We start from the raw sequence: 23,442 nt of genomic DNA, 5'->3' as shown, positions 1-23,442 counted from the left end.
CCATGAAGGACAAGGGCTTTACGCTGCTGGAATTGATCATCGCGCTCTGCATCGTGGCGATTATCGCGACGTTCGCGGTGCCTGCGTATCGGCAGCACGTGGCGAAGGCGCATCGGCTGGATGCGGCGGCGGCGTCGATGCGCGCCGTGCAATACATCGAATGTACGCGGCTCGCGCAGTCGGCGACGGATGCAGTGACGCTTTCCGCCGGCATGGATCAGGCGCCGTCGAGCGGTGCGCCGGTTTATCGGCTTGCGGTGCTGCCGGAATCGGCGACGAATGGCGGATACAGCATCGAGGCGACGCCAGTCGCATATGGTCCGATGCAGGACGATTCTTGCGGCGTATTCATCGTCGACGCGACGGGCGTGCGGTCGAACCGCACGACGGGATCAGCGGCGACTGCACTGGATACCGCGCAGTCCACCGCTTGCTGGGGAGGGAAAAATTAAGCGTTCAGAAGACCGTCGGGTCGACGGCTTCGGTAGTGGCTTCGGCATGCGGGGCTTTCATCTGTTGCCAGATGCGCCAGCCTTCCCAGGCGACCAAACCAAGACCGCCCCACTTCAGCGCGGGCTTGGCACCACGCACCACGGCGGTCCGCACAGGCTTGGTCAGCACGAGCGACGCCACCGAGCCGATGATCGGATACTGCTTGAAGAGCAGGCCGAGATTGCTGCCCTTGCCGCCAAGCATCGAGCTGACCGATGCCAGAATGCCGCCGATGCCGCCACCCGATGCACCGCGCTTCGGCGTGCGCCGGGTGCCGCCGCCAGGCATCAGAAAACGCAGGAAACTGAAGTGCGTGATCGACGTGCGCAGATCGTGCGTGGCCTGTTGAAGCTCCATGCGTTCGACATCGGCGCGCGCAATCAGCAGTTCCTTGCGCAGCGCTCGCATGTGCGGCGTGCGCAGCGCCTTGGCGTTGTCACGCTTGGGCGGCTTGAAGGTATCGTCTTTTTTGCTCATGGTCGGACTGCCCGTGTGAGTTCAGTGGAACGTGTCGCGGTCCTTGCGGAATTCGGCGAGCGTGTCGTCAAACATGTTCGGCGCGTCGAGCAGCGTACTGCGCGCACGTAGTCCGCAGGCGATTGCAATCAGCGCATAAACGAGCGTGATGCCGCCAAGCGCCTGCCAGCGATACGTGTCCCAGAAGAATATGGCGATGAGCACGGTGAGGGAGATCAGCGCCATCATTGCCAGCATCATGGCGGCGAGACCAAGAAACAGTACGCCGATAAGCCGCTCCTTCTCTTCCTGAAGCTCGATACCGATGAGTTCAAGGCGCGTCTCGAAGATGGCGAAGGCAGAACTGATGATTCGTCGCAACGGTCCGGGGGACGATTGCTGCGGTGGCCGTTCGGTCGTCATGGCTTGGGTGCGAGAAGCGCGTTGGGTGCCGCTTTGATATTGTCCCGGTCGCCGCACGAAGCGGCGTTCCGGCGCGAGAGTCGATCCGTGCGCCCCGAGCGGGCGTTGGCGGCTCGGTCCTTTCTTGATGATGGACCGTGACTGTTACGAACGTAGCAATCACCGGGCCATTGTCGAGGAGCGTGGGGAAGTGCTGCTTATTTGCGGTTGATGAGAAGCCCGATCACCGTGCCGAGGCCTGCCGCAATACCAATGGATGCCCACGGGTGTTCGTGGACGTAATCGTCCGTGGCGCGTGCGGCTTTTCTGCCTCGTTCGATCACGACGACTTGTGCATCGGCGGCTTTCTCCTTCGCTTGTTTCAGTCGAGCGAGCGCGCTCTCGCGCAGTTCGGAAGCGCGTTCGCCCGTGGCGCTGGCGGCTTGCTTGAGAAGATCTTCGGCGTCAGCGAGAACGGTTTTGATGTCCGACATGAATCGCTCCTTATTGATTTCTGACATTAAAGGCTCCAATCGGTGAGGCTACCTGATTCGCAGCCAGAGATGCGATTGCTGACGAGCAGGCTGGAACCTGCAACACAGACTCCTTGCAGGTTTCATTCCACTCGATGCTAATCAAAGGAAATCGCCGCAGCCTTGTCAAACTCTCGACATCACTAACGGTGGGAGCCGATCTGACCCGTAAAAGTTTCAGCAAACTGATCGAAAGTTACAAAGAGGATCGATCAGTCCGAGTCGCACCATACGCCTTTCAGAAAAAAGCCTGAATCCCGGTTTGCGCGCGTCCGAGAATAAGCGCGTGGATATCGTGGGTGCCTTCGTAGGTATTCACCACTTCGAGATTGACGAGGTGACGCGCCACGCCGAATTCGTCCGAAATGCCGTTGCCGCCCAGCATGTCGCGCGCGAGCCGGGCGATGTCGAGCGCCTTGCCGCACGAATTGCGCTTCATGATCGAGGTGATCTCGACCGCTGCCGTGCCTTCGTCCTTCATGCGCCCGAGTCGCAGCACGCCTTGCAGACCTAGCGTGATTTCCGTCTGCATATCGGCAAGTTTCTTTTGGATCAACTGGTTTGCCGCAAGCGGACGACCGAACTGCTTGCGATCCAGCGTGTATTGCCGCGCCATATGCCAGCAGGCTTCGGCGGCGCCGAGCGCGCCCCACGAGATGCCGTAGCGCGCCGAGTTCAGACAGGTGAACGGCCCTTTGAGACCGCGAACTTCCGGAAACAGGTTTTCTTCCGGCACGAACACTTCGTCCATCACGATCTCGCCGGTGATCGACGCGCGCAATCCAACCTTGCCGTGAATGGCTGGCGCGGACAGTCCTTTCCAGCCCTTTTCGAGGATGAAGCCGCGAATCTCATCGCGTCCGTTTTCCTCCAGCTTCGCCCAGACGACGAACACATCCGCGATAGGCGAGTTCGAGATCCACATCTTCGAGCCCGAAAGCGAATAGCCGTTCTGCACTTTCTTCGCGCGCGTCGTCATGCTGGCGGGATCGGAACCGGCGTTCGGCTCGGTGAGCCCGAAGCAGCCGATCCACTCGCCGCGCGCGAGCTTCGGCAGATACTTTTCCTTTTGCGCGTCGCTGCCGAAAGCGTAAATCGGCACCATTACGAGCGACGATTGCACCGACATCATCGAGCGATAGCCGGAATCCACGCGTTCCACTTCGCGCGCGATCAGGCCGTAGCTCACGTAATTGAGGCCCGGTCCGCCGTATTGTTCGGGGATGGTCGGGCCGAGCAGACCGAGCTCGCCCATTTCGCGGAAGATCGATGGATCGGTCGTTTCCTCGCGAAACGCCTGCGTCACGCGCGGCAGCAGCTTGTCTTGCGCGTAGGCGCGCGCGGCGTCGCGGACCATGCGTTCTTCTTCGTTGAGTTGCTGATCCAGCAAAAGTGGGTCTTCCCAGTTAAAGCGAGCGGCGTCGGCCATGTGCGTCTCCTCCCATGCAGTGTCGATTGAAAAGCGCCTCGCTTCGGCGCTTGACTTGCGTTCCGCTTAGCGGAACAATGTTTTGCAAATTAGTTTCGAGTTTAGCACCCGATGTCTGCTGCTTTCAAACGTGGTTCTGGGCGTGAAACCGACGGCGGATCTCGCCGGAAAGCCGAACGTGCACCTTATGGCAGAACCGAAGACGCATTAGCCGGCGACTCCAAAGGCGCTTCTAGCCGCGAATCTGTCCGCGCTTCAGACCGCGAATCGAGCCGCGAGTCCGGCCGTGAATCCATCCACGAATTCGGGCGTGTGGATGAGCGTAATCCCGGACACGCGTCCGACCGCGCTTCAAACCTCGAGTCCGACCGCCGCTCCCACCTGCCGCCCAACACGTCCGACGATCGCAAGTTCGTCGTCGCCCTCGCACGCGGTCTCGATATGTTGCGCGCATTTCGCCCTGGCGAGACGCTTCTCGGCAATCGCGATTTCGTCGCGCGCACGGGATTGCCCAAGGCGACGGTCAATCGTCTGGCCTACACGCTGACCACGCTCGGTTACCTGCGTTTCGACGATGCCGCCGGCAAGTACGCGCTCGACACGGGCGTGCTCTCGCTCGGCTTCTCGCTTTTGGCGGGCGCGGACACACTGGAACTCGCCCGGCCACATATGCGCGCGCTGGCGCGTGAGATCGGCGCGGCGGTATCGCTCGGCTGTCGCGATGGCCTCGACATGATCTATCTGGAAACCATTCGTAGCGAAACCGCGCTCACGCTCGGCCTCGCGCCCGGATCGCGTCTGTCGATGCTCACGAGTTCCATGGGACGCGCCTATCTCGCCGTGCTCGACGCCGATGAGCGCGCGGCCTTGCTGGAAGAATTGCGGGAACGGGAAGGCGCCGAACGAGTGGCTTCGGCGCAGCGCGCGATCGAAGATTTCGCGCGCGACGGCTGCTGCTATTCATTCCGTGAATGGCACGACGACGTCAACGCGATTGCCGCGCCGTTTCGCGACGTGCGCAATGGGCGCTGGCTGGTGTTGAGCAGCAGCGGGCCGGCGTCGTCGATGGATGAGGGTTATTTCCGCGAGTCGATTGCGCCGAAACTAAGGGCGTTGGCGGGACGGCTCGCCTGACGGACCGCTCGATTGGGCTACTCGCGGCATCGTGAAGAAGGCTTGCTTAAAGCGTCGCCGGGCGGCGAGGGTCGCGCGCAATTGCGCAGTCGCCGCAGCTTGAGTTCATCGACCGCACGCAATCTCAAAGCATCGTGCGCACATGCCAAAGCTCCGGAAACAGCACCACGTCCAGCATCTTGCGCAAATACGAAGCGCCCGCCGTGCCGCCCGTTCCCTGCTTGAAGCCGATGATGCGCTCCACCGTCGTCACATGCCGGAAGCGCCATTGCCGGAAGGCGTCTTCCAAATCGACGAGTTCCTCCGCCATCTCATAGAGCTCCCAGTAGCGTGACGGATCGCGATACACCGCGAGCCACGCCGCTTCGACCGACGCGTCGTGCGTCGTAGGCTGGGTCCAGTCGCGCTGCAGCCTTTCGGGCGCGATCTGGAAGCCACGTCGCGCGAGCAGTCGGATCACTTCGTCGTAGAACGAAGGCGCTTCGAGCGTCTGTCGCACCTGCGCGAGAATCTCCGGCCGATGCGCATGCGGCTTCAGCATCTGCTCATTCTTGTTGCCGAGCATGAACTCGATCTGCCGATACTGATGCGACTGAAACCCGGATGACGCACCGAGATACGGCCGCATCGCGGTGTATTCGGAAGGCGTCATGGTCGCGAGGACGTTCCACGCCTGCACCAGTTGCTCGAAGATGCGCGACACGCGCGCGAGCATCTTGAAGGCGGATGGCAGGGCGTCGGTATGAACCGCTTGGAGGGCGGCGTGCAGTTCGTAGAGCGCGAGCTTCATCCAGAGTTCGCTCGTCTGGTGCTGCACGATGAACAGCATCTCGTTGTGATCCGGCGAGCGCGGATGCTGCGCGGTCAGAATCGAATCGAGGCCGAGATAGTCGCCGTAGCTCATCGAATCGGAGAAATCGAGCTTGGCTTCGTGCCAACCTGATTCTGCCGGTTGCACCGCCCGTTCGGCATCGGCTGCACCGTGGCCGTACGGACATCCGCCGCCTTTAACCTCATTCATGGCCGTCACCTCTCAAGTCACCGAAGCGCGTTCGCCAAACTCCGGCGCACGCCAGCTTTCGGTTGCGAGCACATTGCGCAAGGTTTCAACCGCGTCCCAGACATCGACGAAACGCGTGTAAAGCGGCGTGAAGCCGAAGCGCAAAATACGCGGCTCGCGATAATCGCCGATCACGCCACGCGCGATCAGCGCCTGCATCACCTCATAGCCGTTCGGATGCTCGAAGCTCACTTGCGAGCCGCGTCGCGCATGTTCGCGCGGCGTCGCGAGCGTCAGCGGAAACTCGCCGCAACGCGCTTCCACCAGCTCGATGAACAGATCGCCAAGCGCAAGCGACTTGCGCCGCAAGGTCTGCATATCCGTTTGCAGGAATACATCGAGCCCGCACTCGACGAGCGACATCGAGACGATAGGCTGCGTGCCGCACAGATATCGACCGATACCATCGTCCGGGCGATACACCGGGTCCATCGCGAACGGTTTCTTGTGCCCCCACCAGCCCGAGAGCGGCTGCGAGAATGTGTTCTGATGGCGCTTGGGCACCCACACGAACGCAGGCGAACCCGGTCCGCCGTTCAGATACTTATACGTGCAGCCGACGGCATAGTCCGCGCCGACGCCGTTCAGATCGACCGGCACCGCGCCTGCCGAATGCGCCAGGTCCCAGACCGCGATTGCGCCCGCGCGATGAATCGTCTCGGTGAGCGCGGCCATGTCGTGCATGTAGCCGGTGCGATAGTTCACGTGCGTGATCATCGCGATGGCGGTGTGTTCGTCGATGGCGGCAGGCAGTTCGGACGCGTCATCGACGAGACGCAGTTCATAGCCGCGATCGAGCTGCTCGATCAAACCCTGCGCGATATACAGGTCGCTCGGAAAGTTCGAACGTTCGGAGACGATCACGCGACGTTTCGGATCGCGCTCGTTCGCGAGCTTGAGTGCCGCGGAAAGGATCTTGAAGAGATTGGCCGAGATCGTGTCGTTCACGACGACTTCATCCTCGCCCGCGCCGATGAGCGGAGCCAGCTTGTTGCCGAGCCGTCGCGGCAGCGCATACCAGCCGGCGGTGTTCCAACTGCGGATCAGCCCTTTGCCCCATTCTTCGGCGATCACGCCGGCCGCGCGCGCGGCAGCCGCTTTGGGCGGCACGCCGAGCGAGTTGCCATCCAGATAGATCACATCGTTCGCAAGCACGAATCGATCGCGCAGGGCATTCAGCGGGTCGTCGCGGTCGAGTGCGGCGGCGTCGTCACGGTTTTTCATCGAAAAGTCCAATTGTTCAGGGAAGATCGGGCGATCAGGAAAGCGGGCGCAGGACGGCGCGCACCGGGCTCGCATCGAGCGTCGAAAATTTGAGCGGCAGCGCGATGAGTTCGTAGTCGCCGGGCGCGACGGCATCGAGCACGAGGCCTTCGAGAATCGCCATGCCGTGCGCGCGAATCCGGCGATGCGCGTCCATCGTCTTCGATTCCTGCGGATCGAGCGATGGCGTGTCTATACCGATGAGCTTCACGCCACGCGCCGCCAATAGATCGATGGTCGCGGGCGCGACGGCACAAAATGCGCTGTCCCAAGTATCGAGCGGCGCACTCGCGTAGGCACGCAGGAGGATGCGCGGCGGGGCGTTGTCATCGTCGAGAAAATCGGCGATATGTTCTGGCAAAACGAGCGGCGCCGCGCCAATGCAATGCACGACCCGGCAAGCGCCGAGATACGTGTCGAGCGGCACCTCGCCAATAGCCGCGCCGTGTTCGTCGTAATGCAGCGGGGCATCGGCATGAGCGCCGGTGTGCGGCGAAAGCGTGAGACGCGCCACGTTCACGGGCGAGCCCGCTTCCATGCGCCAGACGCGTTCGATACCAACGGGCGTATCGCCCGGCCAGACCGGCGTGTCGGTGGAAATCGGCGGAGAAATATCGAGAAGCGTCATGTCGGCTAACAGAAAGCGCTGGGATGCGTCAAATCATAGCCGTGCTATCTCGAAATGTGATTGCAAAAAAACTACCCAAAAACGTTGTGGCTAGAACATAATTCGATGAAACGGGCTAGGGGACTAAAAAATGACCGGATTCACGCTCGATGCAACAGATTGCCGAATTCTGGCGGTACTGCAGGAAGATGGACGGATCAGTAACCTGGACCTTGCGGAGCGCATCGCGCTCTCGCCTTCGGCGTGTTTGCGCCGCATGCGCCTGCTCGAAGAAGAGGGCGTGATTGCGAGCTATCGCGCGTGTCTGGACCGTGAGCGGCTGGGCATCGAGCTCGAAGCCTTCGTGCACGTCTCCATGCGCAACGACCAGGAAAACTGGCACGAGAAGTTCGCGGCGGCCGTGCGCGAATGGCCGGAAGTGGTAGGCGCGTTCGTCGTCACGGGCGACACGCATTACGTGTTGCGAGTGCTCGCGCACAACCTCAAGCACTACTCGGATTTCATTCTGAGCAAGCTGTACAAGGCGCCGGGCGTTATCGACATTCGCTCGAATATCGTCTTGCAAACCATGAAGGACGATGCAGGCGTGCCCGTCGCGCTGATCGAACAACCGGCGCGGCCAAGCAGCCCGCCTTGAGCCTCAGGCGTTGATACTCAAGCGTCGAGGCGCTTATTCGATCGATCCCAACGTGTGGAATCCGCCGGCGTGAAACACCAGCGGAGGCGCGCTGTCGTCTTTCGCGCGCACGCCACAGCGCTCCACTTCGCCGACAAAGATCACGTGGTCGCCTTCGTCGTAGCGGCTGCGATTGTGGCATTCGAACCAGGCAATCGCGCCGTCGAGCACTGGCATGCCGGTGTCGCCCGCCGCGTGCGAGACGCCCGCGAAGCGGTCGCCCTTGACCGTGGCGAAGCGCCGGCAAAGCTCCAGTTGCGATGCCGCGAGCACGTTCACCACGTAGTGACTATTGGCGCGAAACACCGGCATCGAAGCCGACTTGGTGGCGAGGCTCCACAGCACGAGCGGCGGGTCGAGCGATACCGAATTAAACGAACTGGCCGTGATGCCGATCAACTGCCCGGATTCGGTGCGCGTGGTGATGACGGTCACACCCGTCGCAAACTGGCCGAGCGCGGCGCGGAATTCTTTCGGATCGAAGTTCGGGGTTTTAGCGCTTGTCATCGGGCAAAGTCGTCTTGTTTTTTCGCCGACCTGACGAGTTTCGCTTGGAGCGAGAGGACTTGTCATCGGTTAGAAGTGTCTTGTTTTATGCCGATCCGGACGCGCATTTCCTCGGGGCGAAAGGGCTTGTCATCAGTTGGTGGAATCTCGTCTTGCCGAACCGGATACGTGTTGCATTCGAATCGGAAGGACCTGTTCTCGTGTTGTCTAAAAGCTGGAGATTGGCTCGATTCTAGCGGAATCAGCCGTCCGGAACCGCCATAAGCCAGCGCCGGCAGTGTGGCCAACGCCGCTTTGTAAAAGCCGGTAAGCTCGGAGCAAGCCCTTCGCGCATCGGAAACATCGAAGAAACCGTGGAATGTTGAAGAAGCGGCGAGGCGCATCCATATGGATGATCCGCGGCATGGCCGCATGCACTTGACGAGGAGTTGCGCATGACCCAGCAGAATGAGCAGGCGAGAACCGAAACCGCGACGCTCGGCGGCGGTTGCTTCTGGTGCACGGAAGCGGTGTTTCTGGCGGTCGAAGGCGTGGTGTCGGTCGAATCCGGCTATGCGGGCGGCAAGGTGGTCGATCCGTCGTACGAACAGGTCTGCGACGGCGAAACCGGGCACGCGGAAGTGGTGAAGGTCGTGTTCGATCCGGCGATCATCAGCTACCGCGAAGTGCTTGAGATTTTCTTCGCGACGCACGATCCGACGCAGCTCAATCGCCAGGGTAATGACGTGGGCACGCAGTATCGCTCGGCGGTGTTCACGCATTCGGACGAGCAACGAAAGGTCGCGCTCGAAGTGATCGATGAACTGCAGCGCGAGGATGTCTTCGGCGGCAAGATCGTCACGCAGGTCACCGCGCTCGACAACGACTACTATCCGGCCGAAGCGTATCACCAGAACTACTTCGAGCAGCATCCGAACCAGGGGTATTGCGCGGCGGTCGTCGGCCCGAAGGTCGCGAAGTTCCGCAAGAAGTTTGCGCATCGGTTGAAGAAGTGAAGGGCGGGGCGATGTGGAGGCCGCGCTTGAGGGCGGTCTGCATACCGTGTCGGAGCCGAGAAGTCGCCGCGTTCAGTCCATGCCATAAGGCGAGGCATCCTGGCGCTCAAGTCGCGCTTGAAGCAAAGACGTGACGGCATGCGAGCGGTGCCTGAAGTGCGGCTCGATAGCGGTGGACAGAGCGTTCAGCCAGTACGCCGGGGAGCCCGGTCGATTTCAGCCGTCGCACGTTATAGCTTTACCGCTAGCCGCGTTGTACGCGCTCGCATTCCCGCGCAATCCCACGCGCAAGCTCGAAGCACGTAAGCGGCGCGGAGCCCTCTGCCTTGTTGTTCGCCGCGATGACCACCGGCTGGCCCGCGATCGCATATCGCGCGGCCAGTTCGGCCAGCGCCTCGCGCGTGTCGCGGTCTTCATCGACTATCTGGTCGAACGGCTCGTACTTCGCCTTCGCCTGTTCGTAGCGAAAGCCGCTGTGCAGACTCCAGCGTACGACTAGCGGCCCTAGCGTTTCTTCGTCCAGCAACGCGAGCGCCTTCGCCTGGCGACGCACGTCCGGCATGCGCGCATGCACGCCGATGCAATAGCGCACGTTCGCGTCCCGCAGCGCGCGTATGAAGCGCGGTGTCAGCATGACGGCGTCGCGCAATTCGACGGCGTAACGCGTCTCGCCTTCGAGCGGCGGAAGCGCGCCGAGAAACGCCGCCAACCGGTCGATGAAGCGCGATGGCTCGACGATCATCGCATCCGGCAGCGGCGAGAACTGGAACACGAGCGCGCCGGCTTTCGTCCCAAGCCCGCCGATGCACGGCGTCACGAATTCGTCGATGGCAATCCGCGCGTTCAGAAACGCGGGGTTCTCCGCATCGGGCGCGCCGCGCTGGCCGCGGATAAAGGCGTCGGTGACGGCGGCAGGCGCCTTCACGATGAAGCGAAAGTGCTCCGGCACCTGGCTCGCATACCGCGCGTAGTCGGCGAGCGAAAGCGGTGCGTAGAACGAGCGGTCGATGGACACGCAGCGCAACAACGGATGCGCGCTGTAGGCGGTGAGGCCGTCGCGCGAGAGCTTCGTGTTCGAATACGCGTCGCCGTAGACAATTCCGCGCCAGCCCGGAAACGACCACGTCGATGTGCCGAGATGAATGGCTTCGGGCAGTTGTTTCGCGAGCGCGTCGAGATCGGCGTTCAATGGCGCGGGCAGGACGCCGCGTGCCTTCGGCTGGCTCGCGGGCTTGCGCGGCGCGGGTTCTTCGAACAGGTCGGGTTCTGTGGCTTGCCCGTTTTCCGCCGACGCCGGCAGGCACTCTGGCTCACCGGCTGGCGCAATCTCACTCGGCGCCGTGTCGTCGAGCAGGGAGCCCTGCGCGTCGCCGTCACGCGCAGCGTCCTCTTCCGAAAACTTCGATCCCTGCTTCAGAGCGCCTTCTCGTAAATGTATTTCCGCGACCACGGCAAGGTCGTCGCGCTGCGGCCCGCCTTGCGGCACACCACTTGATAGATCGACACGTCGTCGTTCTCGAACGCGTACGCGCAACCCGCGAGATACACGCGCCAGATGCGGAATTTCTCGTCATCGACGAGCTTCTTGGCTTGCTCGGCATTTGCCTCGAAGCTCTCTGCCCAGATGTCGAGCGTGCGTGCGTAATGCCGGCGCAAGCTTTCGATGTCGATCGCTTCCAGCCCGCCGCGCTGCATGCTTTCGAGCGCGAGACCGATATGCGGCAACTCGCCATCCGGAAACACGTAGCGGTCGATAAACTCGCCGCCGCCGAGCGCGGTCTCGCCGCTGTCGGCGTCGGATGACGTGATGCCGTGATTCATCGCGACGCCGTCATCGACCAGCAGATCGCGAATCTTTGCAAAGTAGCCCGGCAGATTCTTGCGTCCGACGTGCTCGAACATGCCCACGCTCGTGATGCGGTCGAATTGCCCCGGCACGTCGCGATAATCTTGCAGACGGATTTCGATCTGATCTTCGAGGCCCGCATCTTTCACGCGTTGCGTCGCGAGCTTGAACTGGTTTTCCGAGAGCGTCACGCCCACGCACTTCGCGCCGAACTTCTGCGCGGCGCGGATCACGAGCGCGCCCCAGCCGCAGCCAATGTCGAGCAAACGATGGCCCGGCTGAACCTGAATCTTGGTCAGGATGTGATCAATCTTCTTGATCTGCGCGGTGGCCAAATCTTCGTCGCCGTTTTCGAAGTACGCGCACGAGTACACCATGTTCTTGTCGAGCCAGAGCTGATAGAACTCGTTCGACACATCGTAGTGGTACTGAATGGCCTTCTTGTCCGACGCCTTCGAATGATTGAAGTAGCGCCGCACGCGAGCCAGCTTGCCCGCGCTCGTGACGGTGTTCTTCGCGAGCGAATAACCGACGTTGATGATGTCCGAGAGCTTGCCCTCGATATCGATCTTGCCTTTAACGTACGCTTCACCGAGATTGTCGAGACTCGGTTCCAGCAGATAAGGCAGCGCCGTCGCGCTCTTTACATGCAACGTGACTTGCGGCGCGGCGAACTGCCCGAAGTCGTGCTGCTGTCCATCCCAAAGCACGAGGCGCGCAGGCAGGTTGGCCCTGGCCCGCACTTCCTCGACCCATTGCGTCAGCTTCTTCTCCCAGAACATGCTTGCTTCTCCGCGCTAAAGAAAATCAAGGGGAAGGCCCGCCGTGCCGGTTCTGGATGCCCGTGCATCGACGCGCCTTCATGTTCGTTGCCGTGGTGCTGCGTTTTATGACGACGTACTGCCTGCTACCGGACCCGTCTTAGGGTGCGAGCCTCTTGATATCCCACGGGCCGTCCGCGCGCTCGCGCTCGTAGACGATGCGGTCATGCAGCCGCGACGGACGTCCTTGCCAGAATTCGATCGTGTCCGGCACGAGCCGGTAGCCGCCCCAATGTGGCGGGCGCGGCGGTGCGTCGCCGAATTTTTCGGTCATTTCGCGCTCGCGCGCTTCGAGCGCCTCGCGGCTTTCGAGCGGCTGACTCTGTTCCGACGCCCACGCGCCAATGCGCGATCCGAGCGGCCGGGACTGAAAATAGGCATCGCTTTCCTCGGCGCTCGTCTTGACGATCACGCCTTCGACACGCACCTGACGTTCGAGCTCGATCCAGTGGAACAGCAGACTTGCCGCGGGATTGGCGGCGATTTCGCGGCCTTTGCGGCTATCGTAATTGGTAAAAAAAACGAAGCCACGTTCGTCGAACCCCTTGATCAGCACGATGCGCGCGGAGGGCCGGCCGTTCTCGTCGACGGTGGCCAAGGTCATGGCGTTGGGTTCGGGCAGTTTCGCGTCGAGCGCCTGGGCGAACCAGGTGTCGAACTGGCGCACCGGGTCCGGCGCGACGTCGGCGGCGTCGAGTGAGCCGCGAGAATAATTTTTGCGAAGGTCTGCGAGGGTGGTCATTTTTATGCAAACGCTACAGTCGGCGTCAGTATAGCCAAGGTGGTTCTTTCTTGCCCTTGCCGTGGTGAATCCGGTCCGGCTATCACCCCTTGGGTTTCGATAAGGCAGAATACGCAATTCGCGCGCTTTCTGCATGAATGGTCTACCAACTTTGTCAATTAGACAGGCGCTTGTAAGCTATGCCTGACGGGCCGCAGCGGCGTTTGGCTTGTTTTTGCCCATGCTCCGCGAAGCCCTCCCGCGCTTTTTCGGTTTCTGCTTCCACCTATGACTGCCACCATCGCTCCCAACGAGTCACCTTCCGCCGACGAGATCGCCGACCGCGACCGACGCTTCGGCGGCATCGCGCGTCTGTATGGCGCGCCTGCGCTCGCGGCGTTCGAAGGCGCGCATGTCGCGGTGATCGGCATAGGCGGCGTGGGATCGTGGGTGGCTGAAGCGCTGGCGCGCAGCGCAATCGGCAAGCTCACGTTGATCGATCTCGACAACGTCGCCGAAAGCAACACCAACCGGCAGATCCACGCGCTCGACGGCAACTACGGCAAGGCCAAGGTCACGGCGATGGCCGAGCGCATCCGTTTGATCGATCCCGCCTGCGACGTGCGGCAGATCGAGGACTTCGCGGAGCCGGGTAATTTCGATGCGATGCTCGGCGGCGGTTTCGACTTCATCGTCGATGCCATCGACAGCGTGCGCACGAAAACCGCGCTCATTGCGTGGTGTGTCGCGAACAAGCAGCCGCTGATCACGGTGGGCGGCGCGGGCGGGCAGCTCGATCCGACGCGTATTCGCATCGACGACCTGGCGCTGACCATTCAGGACCCGCTGCTTTCGAAAGTGCGCGGCCAATTGCGCAAAATGCACGGCTTTCCGCGCGGACCGAAGGCGCGTTTTAAGGTCAGCGCGGTATATTCGGACGAGCCGCTCATTTACCCGGAAGCGGCCGCTTGCGATATCAGCGAGGGCGCGGAGCATCTGGAAACCGGCGCGGGATACGCGGGCCCGGTCGGGCTGAATTGCGCGGGTTTCGGGTCCAGCGTGTGTGTGACGGCGAGCTTTGGGTTCGCGGCGGCGGCGTTCGTGCTTCGGGCGTTGGCGAAGAAGGCGGCTTAGGGCGGCAGGTTCTTACGAGGACGTAACAACGGCGTGCCATAGAGTCACAGAAGCATGAATGGTGGTGGCTTGCGTCGATGGCAGATCGGTTTTCGCACGAATATGACGAGCGGGCGTAGCGGCAAATCCGCCAGTTGCTTGCATGCACGCGAGTCGACGTGGCCGCACGGCGAACATGCGCTGTTTGACGTCACGCGGCCAACCGCAGCCAACAAAAAAACGGCCAGCTTCCACGAGCTGGCCGTTTCTGCATCCACGAGCCGATCATGCATGCTCAATTCATCGCGGCACTCAGCCTGCGCCGCCAGTACGCCACGACATCCGGCTGATTCGCCGCGAGTTCGAACACCGATAGCATCGTCTTGCGGCCGACGTCGTCCATGAACGCGCGATCGCGCACGACGATTTCGAGCAGATGTTCCAGCGCACCACCATAATCGCGGCCGGCAATCAAACGGTTCGCAAGCGCAAAGCGCGCTTCGAGATCGTCCGGTTTCGCGTGCACCGCCGCGATGAGATCGTCGGCGGGCGGCAGTCCGGCGGCTGCATCGGCGGCGTCGAGTTCGGTCTTGAGCGCGTTATAGCGCGCGTCGATGCCCTGCGTCGTCTTAGGCGAAAGCAGCTTGTCTTCTTCCTTCGCTTCGTCGATCCGCCGTTCCGCGATCAGCCATTCGATCAAATCGAGGCGCGCATCTTCGTAACTCGGATCGAGCGCGATCGTGGCCTTGATGCGATCGATCGCGTCCTTGCGGTTACCGCTCGCCCACGCGTCGTGCGCGGCGCGGCGCTCGGCCTCGGCGCCAGCAGGCACCAGCCGGTCGAGAAACTCGCGCAATTGGCCCTCCGGCAACACGCCGATGAACTGGTCCACTGGCCGGCCTTCCGCGAACGCGATCACGTGCGGAATGCTGCGCACCTGGAAGTGCTGCGCGAGTTCTTGATTCTCGTCGACATTCACCTTGACGAGCTTCCAGTTGCCGGCGGCTTCGGCTTCGAGCCGTTCCAACATCGGACCGAGGGTCTTGCACGGTCCGCACCACGGAGCCCAGAAATCGACGAGAACGGGCGCGAGCATCGACGCGTTGATGACGTCGTTTTCAAACGTAGCGAGGGTCGTTTCCATGCGTTCTCTCCTAATGCCTGCAATGTGTCTTGAAATTAGATGGGGACGCTTGCATAACTCTCAACGGCCACGGCGTTGATTCACGCCGATGCACGTCTCATGCCTCGGGCGCGCGATTCTCGCGACGCGCGGGCGGTAGTGGAATGAACTCCGTCTCGCCGGGAACGTGCCCCATGCGCTGCTCGCTCCATGCCTGTTTCGCGGCCTCGATCTTGTCGCGCGAACTGGCGACGAAATTCCATTCGATGATGCGTGCCCCGTCGAGCGGCGCGCCACCGAGAATCATCACGCGCGCGCCGTTCGTGCTCTCGAAACGCACCGGCGCGCCCGGTTCGAGCACGGCCATTTGCTGTTCGGGCAGCGCTTGGCCGTCGATGGACAGATCGCCTTCGACGAGATACACGCCGCGTTCCTCGTGTTCGATATCGAGCGTGAGCGCGCTGCCGCGAGCGAAATCGGCGGCGACGTAAAGCGTTGGCGAGAACGTGCGCGTGGGCGCTTGGGCGCCGAACGCGGTGCCCGCGATTACGCGCAAAGTCACGCCGTCGCGCTCGATTTGCGGCAAGGCGGACGCCGCATGATGCTCGAACGAAGGCTCGACTTCCTCGCTTGCCACCGGCAGCGCGACCCAGGTCTGGATGCCATGCATCGTCTGGCCTCGCTCGCGTTCCTCGTCGGGCGTACGTTCCGAATGGACGATGCCGCGCCCGGCGGTCATCCAGTTGACGTCGCCGGGCACGATCTTCTGCACGGAGTCGACGCTGTCGCGATGCATGATCGCGCCTTCGAAGAGATAGGTAACGGTTGCGAGCCCGATATGCGGATGCGGCCGTACATCCAGTCCCTGTCCGGGCACGAGGGTTGCGGGACCGATGTGGTCGAAGAAGATGAAGGGTCCGACAGTGCGTGCCGCCAGTGCGGGGAGCACGCGCCTCACCGTGAGGCCGCCGACATCGTGTTGATGTGGTTTGAGCAGGACGCGGATCGACGTGGACATTGGCGGTTCCGGGAGCTGACGCGCCGGTTGCGCGCCTTGAACCGCCGATTCTACCGGCCGCTGCGGCGATGCGCTCTCATCGGGGATGTGGAAAACGCTTCATCGACTTCGTGCGGAGTTACGCGTGCTTCACGTGTTTTTTACGAAGGGACCGCGCTTTTTGCAGCATGCGTGCAGAATTTGCGCAAACGTCAATTGATAGGAGAGGAAACCATGAGCAAGAATAAACTGTTGATCGCCATCACTGCGGGTCTTTTGAGCGCCACGGCTGCAACCGGCGCAATGGCCCAGACCTCGTCGGGCAACTCGTCGGCGGCCATGGGCCAGACCGATACTGGCGCGTCGACCGATGGCACGTCGTCGTCGGGCACGACCAAGCACAAGATGCGCAAGCACAGCGCGCATCCGTCGGCAGGCAAGAAGACGCCTGACGTCGAAACCGGCAACAATGCGGCAGCGGAATCCGGCCAAAGCAAGTAAGCGGTCCGGATTGCTGTGAAGCGCTCGCGCTTCCCTTGGGAGGCGCGGGCGTTTTTTTGTCTGCATGCGCCAAGACGGCGGGGCGTTGTGAGCGCAGTTTTTCACAAGCCACCGCAGAGTGCGCCCCGCTAAACTCGTGTGACTTTCAATCGAAGTGCACGAAGGAGCGGCGATGTCGCCAAGGGATTTGTTGATTGCGTCGGTGGTGATTCTCGCGTGGGGCGTGAATTTCGTCGTCATCAAACTGGGTTTGCACGGCGTGCCGCCGTTCTTGCTGGGCGCCTTGCGATTCGCGCTGGCCGCGGTGCCGGTCTTCTTCGTCAAGCGCCCGCGAATTCCGCTGCGCTGGCTTTTCGCTTATGGCCTTTCCATTTCGTTCGGCCAGTTTGCGTTGTTGTTCTATGGCATGTCGGTCGGCATGCCGGCGGGACTTGCTTCGCTCGTCTTGCAGGCGCAGGCATTCTTCACCTTGATCTTCGCCGCCTTCATGCTTGGCGAGCGCATACGCGCGATGAACATAGCTGGACTCTTGATCGCGGCGGCCGGGCTAGCGCTGATCGGCATGCAGGGCGGCCACGCGATGACCCTCACAGGGTTCTTGTTCACGCTTGGCGCGGCGTCGATGTGGGCACTTGGCAATGTCGTCACGAAGCGCATGGGCAAAGTCGACTTGCTGTCGCTGGTAGTGTGGGCGAGCCTGATACCGCCGCTGCCGTTTCTTGCGTTGTCGTTGATTTTCGAGGGCCCGGCGCGCATTGAAGCGAGCCTTGCGGCGATCCCGTCGATATCGATTTTCGCGATCGTTTACCTCTCGTTCATCGCGACCATCATTGGCTACAGCTTGTGGGGCAAATTGCTTGCGCGCTATCCGGCGGCGCAGGTCGCACCGTTCTCGTTATTGGTGCCGGTGATAGGTATTGCATCGGCGGCGGTGTTTCTGGGCGAGGCGCTGACACCGGCGGAAGTAGCGGGTGCGGCGCTGGTAATGGCGGGATTGGCGGTCAATGTATTCGGCGCACGCTTGAAACAGAGACTATTCCCCGTCCCGCGATAAAAAAAACCGCGAAAAATGAACCCTTAAAGTGAAGGCGGCTAAAGAAAAAAGCAATACAACGGCCGACTTCCTTGGAAGTGCCAGAGAAGAAACTCGAACAGCGACTCCGAAAAAAGCCTTGGTCTTGTGAGTTTTACCGAGAGCGTGAGTGGAGGGGGAGTGCACAAAGGGTTTGTGGTAAATAGCGGGGAACCAGTTGTGCTTCAGAAGCCGGTTCGAAAGCTGCTTTCTTTGGTTCCTTTCTTTGCAGCAGCAAAGAAAGGGACCCCACCGCCGGGGAGGCGGCTACTGAACGGAAACGCAAGGCAACGGCTCAACTCATCAGAAGCGCGAAAAAATATCAGACCGCAAAAAAGGTCCCAGCGCAGTCAAAAAAAAATCCACATGCCTAGTAATTGATTACCACGAGCGCGAGAAATGGGAAGTGCCCAAAGGGTTTGTGAGAAACAGCGGGGAACCAGTTGTGCTTCAGAAGCCGGTTCCAAAGCTGCTTTCTTTGGTTCCTTTCTTTGCAGCAGCAAAGAAAGGAACCCCACCGCCGGGGAGGCGGCTACTGAACAGAAACGCAAGGCAACGGCTCGACTCATCAGAAGCGCGAAAAAACATCAGACCGCAAAAGAGGTCCCAGCGCAGCTAAAAAAAGCCGCGTGCCTAGTAATTGATTACCACGAGCGCGAGCAATGGGAAGTGCCCAAAGGGTTTGTGAGAAACAACGGGGAACCAGTTGTGCTTCAGAAGCCGGTTCCAAAGCTGCTTTCTTTGGTTCCTTTCTTTGCAGCAGCAAAGAAAGGGACCCCACTGCCGGGGAGGCGGCTACTGAACGAGACTGCCCGAGAACCGCAAAAGAACCGCAAAAGACCCGCAAACCAACGTCTTCAAGTCATGCGACTCTTAGCCAAAGGCGGATTAGCAGCAAAATACCGCCTGATGCCTTTCATAATGGCGCTAGCCATCTTGTCCCGATAGGCATCATCGTTGAGGCGAGTCTCCTCATCCGGGTTACTGATAAACGCGGTTTCGACGAGAATCGAAGGAATATCCGGTGCCTTGAGCACGGCAAACCCTGCCTGCTCGACCGACCCCTTGTGCAGTTTGTTAATGCCCCCGATTTCATTCAGCACGAAACTCCCATACCGCATGGAATCGCGAATCTGCGCCGTAGTGGACATGTCGAAAAGCGCGCGATTCACGCTAGCGTCTTGCGATTTCACGTTGATGCCACCGACCTGATCCGACGAATTTTCCTTGGCGGCCATCCACCGCGCCGCCGCGCTCGACGCACCATGTTCCGACAACGCGAAAACGGAAGAACCACGCGCCGAAGACTCGGTAAACGCGTCCGCATGAATCGACACGAATAGATCGGCGCCGACACGCTGCGCCTTCTGCACACGCACATTGAGTGGCACGAAGAAATCGGCATCACGCGTCATCATGGCGCGCATGTTGGGTTGCGCGTCGATCTTCGCGCGCAGCTTCTTCGCGATATCGAGCGCAATGTGCTTCTCATACGTCCCCGCGCCGCCGATGGCGCCGGGATCTTCGCCACCGTGACCCGGATCGATGGCCACAGTCAGAAGGCGCGTCGTCCCCGAGCGATCCTGCTTGGGCTGCGAGAACGTGTATTGGTCGCTGTCGTCGTCATCCTTCTTCGCGATCACGGGCGGCACGACGCGCGACGGCTTCGGCACGGATGGCGCAGGCACAGGCGCGGGCTTCGGCGCCACCGACGCGGCGTTGTCCGGGGCATCGCCCTGAGCGTACTTCTGGAAAAACTCGTCGGTCGCATCCTGCGAGAGCGATTTCTGCGGCGTGGCCGGCCCCGAAAGCGTGGCGGGCGGCGGCGCGGAAGGATTCGGATTGGCGCGGTCGAAGGCCTCCTGCTTGTGCTCGGACTGCGCGAGCAGTTCCATTAGCGGATCGGGCGCGACGGCCGGATAAAGATCGAACACGAGCCGATACTTGTAGCTGCCAATTGGCCCTAGCGTGAAGACCTGCGGCTTCACCGAACCCTTGAGGTCGAACACCATGCGCACGACATGCGGCTGGTACTGACCGACGCGCACCGATTGAATCTGCGGATCGTTCGGCGTGATCTTCGAGACGAGATCGCGCAGCGACTGATCCAGATCGATGCCGTTCAGATCCACGACGAGTCTGTCCGGGCCTTGCAGCGTCTGATTGCTGTTCGTGAGCGGCTGGTCGGATTCGATGGTCACGCGCGTGTAATCGCGCGCGGGCCAAACGCGCACGCCGAGCACGGAACTCGCGTGCGCGAGCTTCGGTGCGACGAGCGCAAGCGCAAGCGTCGATGCGCCCGCGCGCAGCACCTGACGCCGCCGCCAGTTGTGCGGCGCGCTCGCACCTGATTCGATCGAATGAAACGGCTTGATCAGCATCTTTCGAGACATGTCTTTCCTGTTTCGCTAAACGCCCGCGCATTCAGCACGCGGCCTTCTTCGACTTCACGGCTCTCGTCGGGCAAGGCAAGTTCGAACACGAGGTCCGGCACGCCGAGCAGTCCGCCTGCTTGCTGCGGCCATTCGATGAGGCACACCGCGCCGCGATCGAAATACTCGCGAAAGCCTGCATCGGCCCATTCGGCGGGATCGGCGAAGCGGTAGAGATCGAAGTGATAGACATCGAGCGGCCCGCTTGGCGTGTCGAGCGAATAGGGCTCGACGAGCGTGTAAGTCGGACTCTTCACGCGGCCCGCATGACCGAGCGCGCGCAAGGTCGCGCGCACGAGCGTGGTCTTGCCCGCGCCCAAGTCACCGATCAACTGGACCTGCAAGCCCGAAAAACGTTCGGCCGAGGTTTGCTTGCGCGTCTCGTCGATGGCGCGTGCGAAGCGTTCCCCGAAGGCGAGCGTTGCCGCTTCGTCGCGCAGATCGAAGCGGCGTTCGAGGAGCGCGGAAGGAAAATCAGGCGTCGTTCGTACAGGGCTTTCGGGCATTGCTCGTAAAATGTCGTGATGAACCGATTGCCGGAACATTCCGTTGAAATCACGACCGCGTCCAGCGACGCCGCCGATGAGTCGCGCGCCTTGCATCACGTCGAACTAGGCGATGAGGCCGCGCTGGCGGAACTCGCGCTACGCATCAAGACGTGGGGGCGCGAGTTGGGATTCGGTGCGGTTGGTATCGGCGATACCGACCTGACGGATGCCGAGGAAGGCCTCGCCAGTTGGCTTGAAGCAGGCTATCACGGCGAGATGGATTATATGGCCAAACATGGGATGAAACGCGCAAGGCCCGCCGAGCTTGTGGCCGGCACGCGACGGGTCATCACGGCGCGCATGGCTTATCTGCCTGGCGCGACGCTTGAGCACAAGGGCGCTGAAAGTGTCGCGACAGCCGATGGTCAGAAGAACGACTGGCGCGCCGTCGAATGGTCGCGCTTGAGCGATCCATCGCAGGCGATGGTCTCGATCTACGCACGCGGCCGCGATTATCACAAGGTCATGCGCAACCGGCTGCAGCAACTGGCCGAGCGCATCGAAGCTGCCATCGGGCCGTTCGGGCATCGCGCGTTCACGGACTCCGCGCCGGTTCTCGAAGTCGCGCTGGCGCAAAAAGCAAGCGTCGGCTGGCGTGGCAAGCATACGTTGCTGCTCGATCGCGATGCCGGTTCACTCTTTTTCATCGGCGAGATTTACGTCGATATTGCATTGCCCGTCGACCCGCATCCCGAGACGGACGGCGCGCATTGCGGGCAGTGCACGCGCTGTATCGGCGCATGTCCGACTGGCGCGATCGTGGCGCCGTATCGCGTGGATGCGCGGCGCTGCATCTCGTATCTGACGATAGAACTTCAAGGCAGTATTCCCGAGGAGATGCGGCCTTTGATCGGCAACCGCGTGTACGGGTGCGACGATTGTCAGCTCGTGTGTCCTTGGAACAAGTTCGCGCAGGCCACGCCGGTCGTGGACTTCGATGTGCGGCATGGGCTCGATCGTTCCACGCTCGTCGAGTTGTTTGCGTGGAGCGCCGAGGACTTCGACACGCGCATGCAGGGCAGCGCGATCCGGCGTATCGGACACGAGCGATGGCTACGCAATATCGCGGTGGCGATGGGCAATGCACTGCGCGCGTCGCTCGAAAGCGTGGAGCGCGAGCGTATCGTGCAAGCGTTGCAGGCGCGCATGCACGATCCTTCCGCGCTGGTTCGCGAGCATGTGCAATGGGCGCTCGCGCAGCGCGCGGCGCCAGACGAAATAGCGAGGCCGGCATGAAGCATTTCGATGCAGTGATCGACGCGCCCTTCGGCAAAGTCGGCATTCGCGCCGACGAGCGCGCCGTGCGCGAGATCGTCTATCTTCCGGGCGAGGTCGAAAGCATCGAGTCGGACAAGCCGCTCGTGCAACAAGCCATCGCACAGATTCGCCAATATTTCGAGCAACCCGCCATGCGTTTCGATCTGCCGATCGGCACCGGCGGCACGGCGTTTCAAGAGCGCGTGTGGAAGGGCATTTCTGGCATCGCGGCGGGACAAGTGTGGACCTACGGCCAACTCGCGCGCGAAGTCGGCAGCGTGCCGCGCGCGGTCGGGCAAGCGTGCGGCTCCAATCCGCTGCCGATCGTGATACCGTGCCACCGGGTGGTTTCATCGAGCGGGATAGGCGGCTTCGCGCATACGCCCGGTGATGGCTTTTTTCGTGACGTGAAGCGCTGGTTGCTGGCGCATGAGGGTGTATCGATCGCATGAGCGCAATCGCCGAGGAACTGCCGACGCCGGAACTGATCGCGAGTTCGGACTCGATCGATCTCTTTTGCGACGCGCTCTGGCTCGAACACGGGCTCGCCAAGAATTCGCTCGAAGCGTATCGCCGCGACCTGAAGCTCTTCGCCGAATGGCTCGCGAAGACGCGCGGCGGGTCCATCGACACGGCGAGTGAAAGCGACCTGAACGGCTACATGGCTGCGCGCCGTGGCGACAAGGCGACCTCCGCGAACCGGCGTCTGTCCGTGTTCCGCCGATATTACGGCTGGGCGTTGCGCGAGCATCGCGCGACGATCGATCCAACCTTGAAGCTGCGCTCGGCGAAGCAGCCGCCGCGCTTTCCATCGACGCTCAACGAAGCGCAAGTCGAAGCGCTGCTCGGCGCGCCGGACATCGAAACGCCGCTCGGTCTGCGCGACCGCACCATGCTCGAACTGATGTATGCGAGCGGCCTGCGCGTCACCGAACTCGTCACCTTGAAGACGGTGGCCGTCGGCCTGAACGAAGGCGTGGTGCGCGTGATGGGCAAGGGCTCTAAGGAACGCCTCGTGCCCTTCGGCGAACAAGCGCATGAGTGGCTGATGCGTTATCTGCGTGAATCGCGTCCCGCGTTGCTAGGCGCGCGCGCCGCGGATGCGCTCTTCGTCACCTCGCGCGGCGAGGGCATGACGCGGCAGCAGTTCTGGAACATCATCAAGCGTCATGCGCTGAACGGCGGCGTGCAGGCGCCGCTTTCGCCGCACACGCTGCGTCACGCGTTCGCGACGCATCTGCTCAATCACGGCGCGGATTTGCGCGTCGTGCAGCTTCTGCTAGGTCACTCCGATATCTCGACCACGCAGATCTATACGCACGTCGCGCGCGAGCGCTTGCAAAAGCTGCATCGGGAGCATCATCCGCGCGGTTGACTTGTTCGCCAGAACGATCGTGCCGCTGCATTGGCCGTTCAGCCGATGGTGAGCATGAAGC

At 61.7% G+C, this 23,442-nt stretch carries 25 protein-coding genes; 10 read left to right on the top strand and 15 right to left on the bottom strand.

Features of this window, described 5'->3' with window-relative positions; all coding sequences use genetic code 11:
- Positions 1-2 precede the first annotated feature (2 nt).
- Positions 3-452 (top strand): type IV pilin protein, encoded by a 450-nt coding sequence (locus tag NCT03_RS11475; RefSeq protein WP_250492697.1) that lies wholly within the window; start codon positions 3-5, stop codon positions 450-452.
- A gap of 4 nt (positions 453-456) precedes the next feature.
- Here NCT03_RS11475 and NCT03_RS11470 read toward each other — a convergent pair whose 3' ends face one another.
- The 4 genes from NCT03_RS11470 to NCT03_RS11455 all read right to left on the bottom strand — a co-directional run bounded on the left by NCT03_RS11470 (position 457) and on the right by NCT03_RS11455 (position 3,312).
- Positions 457-969 carry a DUF3318 domain-containing protein gene (locus NCT03_RS11470; protein ID WP_250492696.1) on the bottom strand — a complete coding sequence of 171 codons (513 nt, stop codon included), beginning with the start codon at positions 967-969 and terminating at the stop codon, positions 457-459.
- Positions 970-990: 21 nt separating this feature from the next.
- Entirely contained in the window at positions 991-1,371 is a 381-nt protein-coding gene (locus NCT03_RS11465; RefSeq protein WP_244826182.1) for a phage holin family protein, read from the bottom strand.
- Positions 1,372-1,568: 197 nt separating this feature from the next.
- Positions 1,569-1,871, bottom strand: coding sequence for an ElaB/YgaM/YqjD family protein (locus tag NCT03_RS11460; protein ID WP_244826181.1), 303 nt, complete (start codon positions 1,869-1,871; stop codon positions 1,569-1,571).
- A 250-nt stretch (positions 1,872-2,121) separates the two neighbouring features.
- Complete coding sequence (locus NCT03_RS11455; protein ID WP_250492695.1) at positions 2,122-3,312, bottom strand: acyl-CoA dehydrogenase; 1,191 nt, start codon at positions 3,310-3,312, stop codon at positions 2,122-2,124.
- 381 nt (positions 3,313-3,693) lie between these two features.
- Here NCT03_RS11455 and NCT03_RS11450 point away from each other — a divergent pair, with 381 nt between their 5' ends.
- Positions 3,694-4,446 carry an IclR family transcriptional regulator gene (locus NCT03_RS11450; RefSeq protein WP_250492701.1) on the top strand — a complete coding sequence of 251 codons (753 nt, stop codon included), beginning with the start codon at positions 3,694-3,696 and terminating at the stop codon, positions 4,444-4,446.
- Positions 4,447-4,570: 124 nt separating this feature from the next.
- Here NCT03_RS11450 and kynA read toward each other — a convergent pair whose 3' ends face one another.
- From kynA to kynB, 3 genes are read right to left on the bottom strand one after another with little or no spacing between them, the layout of a single operon-like run.
- Positions 4,571-5,467 carry a tryptophan 2,3-dioxygenase gene (gene kynA, locus NCT03_RS11445; protein ID WP_250492694.1) on the bottom strand — a complete coding sequence of 299 codons (897 nt, stop codon included), beginning with the start codon at positions 5,465-5,467 and terminating at the stop codon, positions 4,571-4,573.
- 12 nt (positions 5,468-5,479) lie between these two features.
- A complete protein-coding gene (gene kynU, locus NCT03_RS11440) occupies positions 5,480-6,730 on the bottom strand; it encodes a kynureninase (RefSeq protein WP_250492693.1) in 1,251 nt (416 codons plus the stop codon).
- A 34-nt stretch (positions 6,731-6,764) separates the two neighbouring features.
- Complete coding sequence (gene kynB, locus NCT03_RS11435; protein ID WP_250492692.1) at positions 6,765-7,397, bottom strand: arylformamidase; 633 nt, start codon at positions 7,395-7,397, stop codon at positions 6,765-6,767.
- 130 nt (positions 7,398-7,527) lie between these two features.
- On the opposite strand from kynB, the gene NCT03_RS11430 reads away from it, so the two are divergent.
- The gene (locus NCT03_RS11430) at positions 7,528-8,034 is read left to right on the top strand and encodes an Lrp/AsnC family transcriptional regulator (RefSeq protein WP_244826176.1); all 507 of its coding nucleotides are present in this window, start codon (positions 7,528-7,530) and stop codon (positions 8,032-8,034) included.
- Positions 8,035-8,067: 33 nt separating this feature from the next.
- On the opposite strand, the gene NCT03_RS11425 is transcribed toward NCT03_RS11430, so the two are convergent.
- Positions 8,068-8,580: a flavin reductase family protein gene (locus NCT03_RS11425; protein ID WP_250465581.1), complete on the bottom strand. Its 513-nt coding sequence runs from the start codon at positions 8,578-8,580 to the stop codon at positions 8,068-8,070.
- A gap of 434 nt (positions 8,581-9,014) precedes the next feature.
- Between NCT03_RS11425 and msrA the strand changes: the two genes are divergently transcribed.
- Positions 9,015-9,575 (top strand): peptide-methionine (S)-S-oxide reductase MsrA, encoded by a 561-nt coding sequence (gene msrA / locus NCT03_RS11420; protein ID WP_244826174.1) that lies wholly within the window; start codon positions 9,015-9,017, stop codon positions 9,573-9,575.
- A 244-nt stretch (positions 9,576-9,819) separates the two neighbouring features.
- On the opposite strand, the gene NCT03_RS11415 is transcribed toward msrA, so the two are convergent.
- The 3 genes from NCT03_RS11415 to pdxH all read right to left on the bottom strand — a co-directional run bounded on the left by NCT03_RS11415 (position 9,820) and on the right by pdxH (position 12,984).
- Positions 9,820-10,833, bottom strand: a complete 1,014-nt coding sequence (locus NCT03_RS11415) for a DUF72 domain-containing protein (RefSeq protein WP_350030143.1) — start codon at positions 10,831-10,833, stop codon at positions 9,820-9,822.
- Positions 10,834-10,988: 155 nt separating this feature from the next.
- On the bottom strand, positions 10,989-12,203 hold the full coding sequence (locus NCT03_RS11410) for a class I SAM-dependent methyltransferase (protein ID WP_244826172.1): 1,215 nt from the start codon (positions 12,201-12,203) through the stop codon (positions 10,989-10,991).
- 139 nt (positions 12,204-12,342) lie between these two features.
- Positions 12,343-12,984, bottom strand: coding sequence for a pyridoxamine 5'-phosphate oxidase (pdxH, locus tag NCT03_RS11405; protein WP_250492690.1), 642 nt, complete (start codon positions 12,982-12,984; stop codon positions 12,343-12,345).
- 267 nt (positions 12,985-13,251) lie between these two features.
- Here pdxH and NCT03_RS11400 point away from each other — a divergent pair, with 267 nt between their 5' ends.
- A complete protein-coding gene (locus NCT03_RS11400) occupies positions 13,252-14,097 on the top strand; it encodes a tRNA threonylcarbamoyladenosine dehydratase (RefSeq protein WP_250492689.1) in 846 nt (281 codons plus the stop codon).
- 274 nt (positions 14,098-14,371) lie between these two features.
- On the opposite strand, the gene trxA is transcribed toward NCT03_RS11400, so the two are convergent.
- A complete protein-coding gene (trxA, locus tag NCT03_RS11395; protein ID WP_250465574.1) occupies positions 14,372-15,220 on the bottom strand; it encodes a thioredoxin in 849 nt (282 codons plus the stop codon).
- Between the two features lie 97 nt (positions 15,221-15,317).
- The gene (locus NCT03_RS11390; protein ID WP_250492688.1) at positions 15,318-16,217 is read right to left on the bottom strand and encodes a pirin family protein; all 900 of its coding nucleotides are present in this window, start codon (positions 16,215-16,217) and stop codon (positions 15,318-15,320) included.
- 213 nt (positions 16,218-16,430) lie between these two features.
- Between NCT03_RS11390 and NCT03_RS11385 the strand changes: the two genes are divergently transcribed.
- Entirely contained in the window at positions 16,431-16,697 is a 267-nt protein-coding gene (locus NCT03_RS11385) for a hypothetical protein (protein ID WP_244826168.1), read from the top strand.
- A gap of 172 nt (positions 16,698-16,869) precedes the next feature.
- Positions 16,870-17,751, top strand: a complete 882-nt coding sequence (locus NCT03_RS11380; RefSeq protein ID WP_250492687.1) for an EamA family transporter — start codon at positions 16,870-16,872, stop codon at positions 17,749-17,751.
- Between the two features lie 875 nt (positions 17,752-18,626).
- Here the strand turns inward: NCT03_RS11380 and NCT03_RS11375 are convergent.
- Together NCT03_RS11375 and tsaE are read right to left on the bottom strand one after the other, a co-directional pair.
- A complete protein-coding gene (locus NCT03_RS11375) occupies positions 18,627-20,162 on the bottom strand; it encodes an N-acetylmuramoyl-L-alanine amidase (RefSeq protein ID WP_250492686.1) in 1,536 nt (511 codons plus the stop codon).
- The gene (gene tsaE / locus NCT03_RS11370) at positions 20,144-20,707 is read right to left on the bottom strand and encodes a tRNA (adenosine(37)-N6)-threonylcarbamoyltransferase complex ATPase subunit type 1 TsaE (RefSeq protein ID WP_250492685.1); all 564 of its coding nucleotides are present in this window, start codon (positions 20,705-20,707) and stop codon (positions 20,144-20,146) included. The genes NCT03_RS11375 and tsaE overlap by 19 nt, the downstream gene beginning before the upstream one ends.
- An 18-nt stretch (positions 20,708-20,725) precedes the next feature.
- Here tsaE and queG point away from each other — a divergent pair, with 18 nt between their 5' ends.
- The 3 genes from queG to xerD are packed head-to-tail and all read left to right on the top strand — an operon-like array spanning position 20,726 to position 23,381.
- Positions 20,726-21,985, top strand: a complete 1,260-nt coding sequence (gene queG, locus NCT03_RS11365; protein WP_250492684.1) for a tRNA epoxyqueuosine(34) reductase QueG — start codon at positions 20,726-20,728, stop codon at positions 21,983-21,985.
- Positions 21,982-22,458, top strand: coding sequence for a methylated-DNA--[protein]-cysteine S-methyltransferase (locus tag NCT03_RS11360; protein ID WP_250492683.1), 477 nt, complete (start codon positions 21,982-21,984; stop codon positions 22,456-22,458). The genes queG and NCT03_RS11360 overlap by 4 nt, the downstream gene beginning before the upstream one ends.
- A complete protein-coding gene (gene xerD / locus NCT03_RS11355; protein WP_250465563.1) occupies positions 22,455-23,381 on the top strand; it encodes a site-specific tyrosine recombinase XerD in 927 nt (308 codons plus the stop codon). The genes NCT03_RS11360 and xerD overlap by 4 nt, the downstream gene beginning before the upstream one ends.
- Positions 23,382-23,442: the final 61 nt, after the last annotated feature.

Origin of the sequence: Caballeronia sp. GAWG1-1, from assembly GCF_023631465.1 — a bacterium.
GTDB lineage: Bacteria > Pseudomonadota > Gammaproteobacteria > Burkholderiales > Burkholderiaceae > Caballeronia.
Note: the sequence above shows the minus strand (reverse complement) of the source record. Positions and strands in the feature narration are given on the sequence as shown.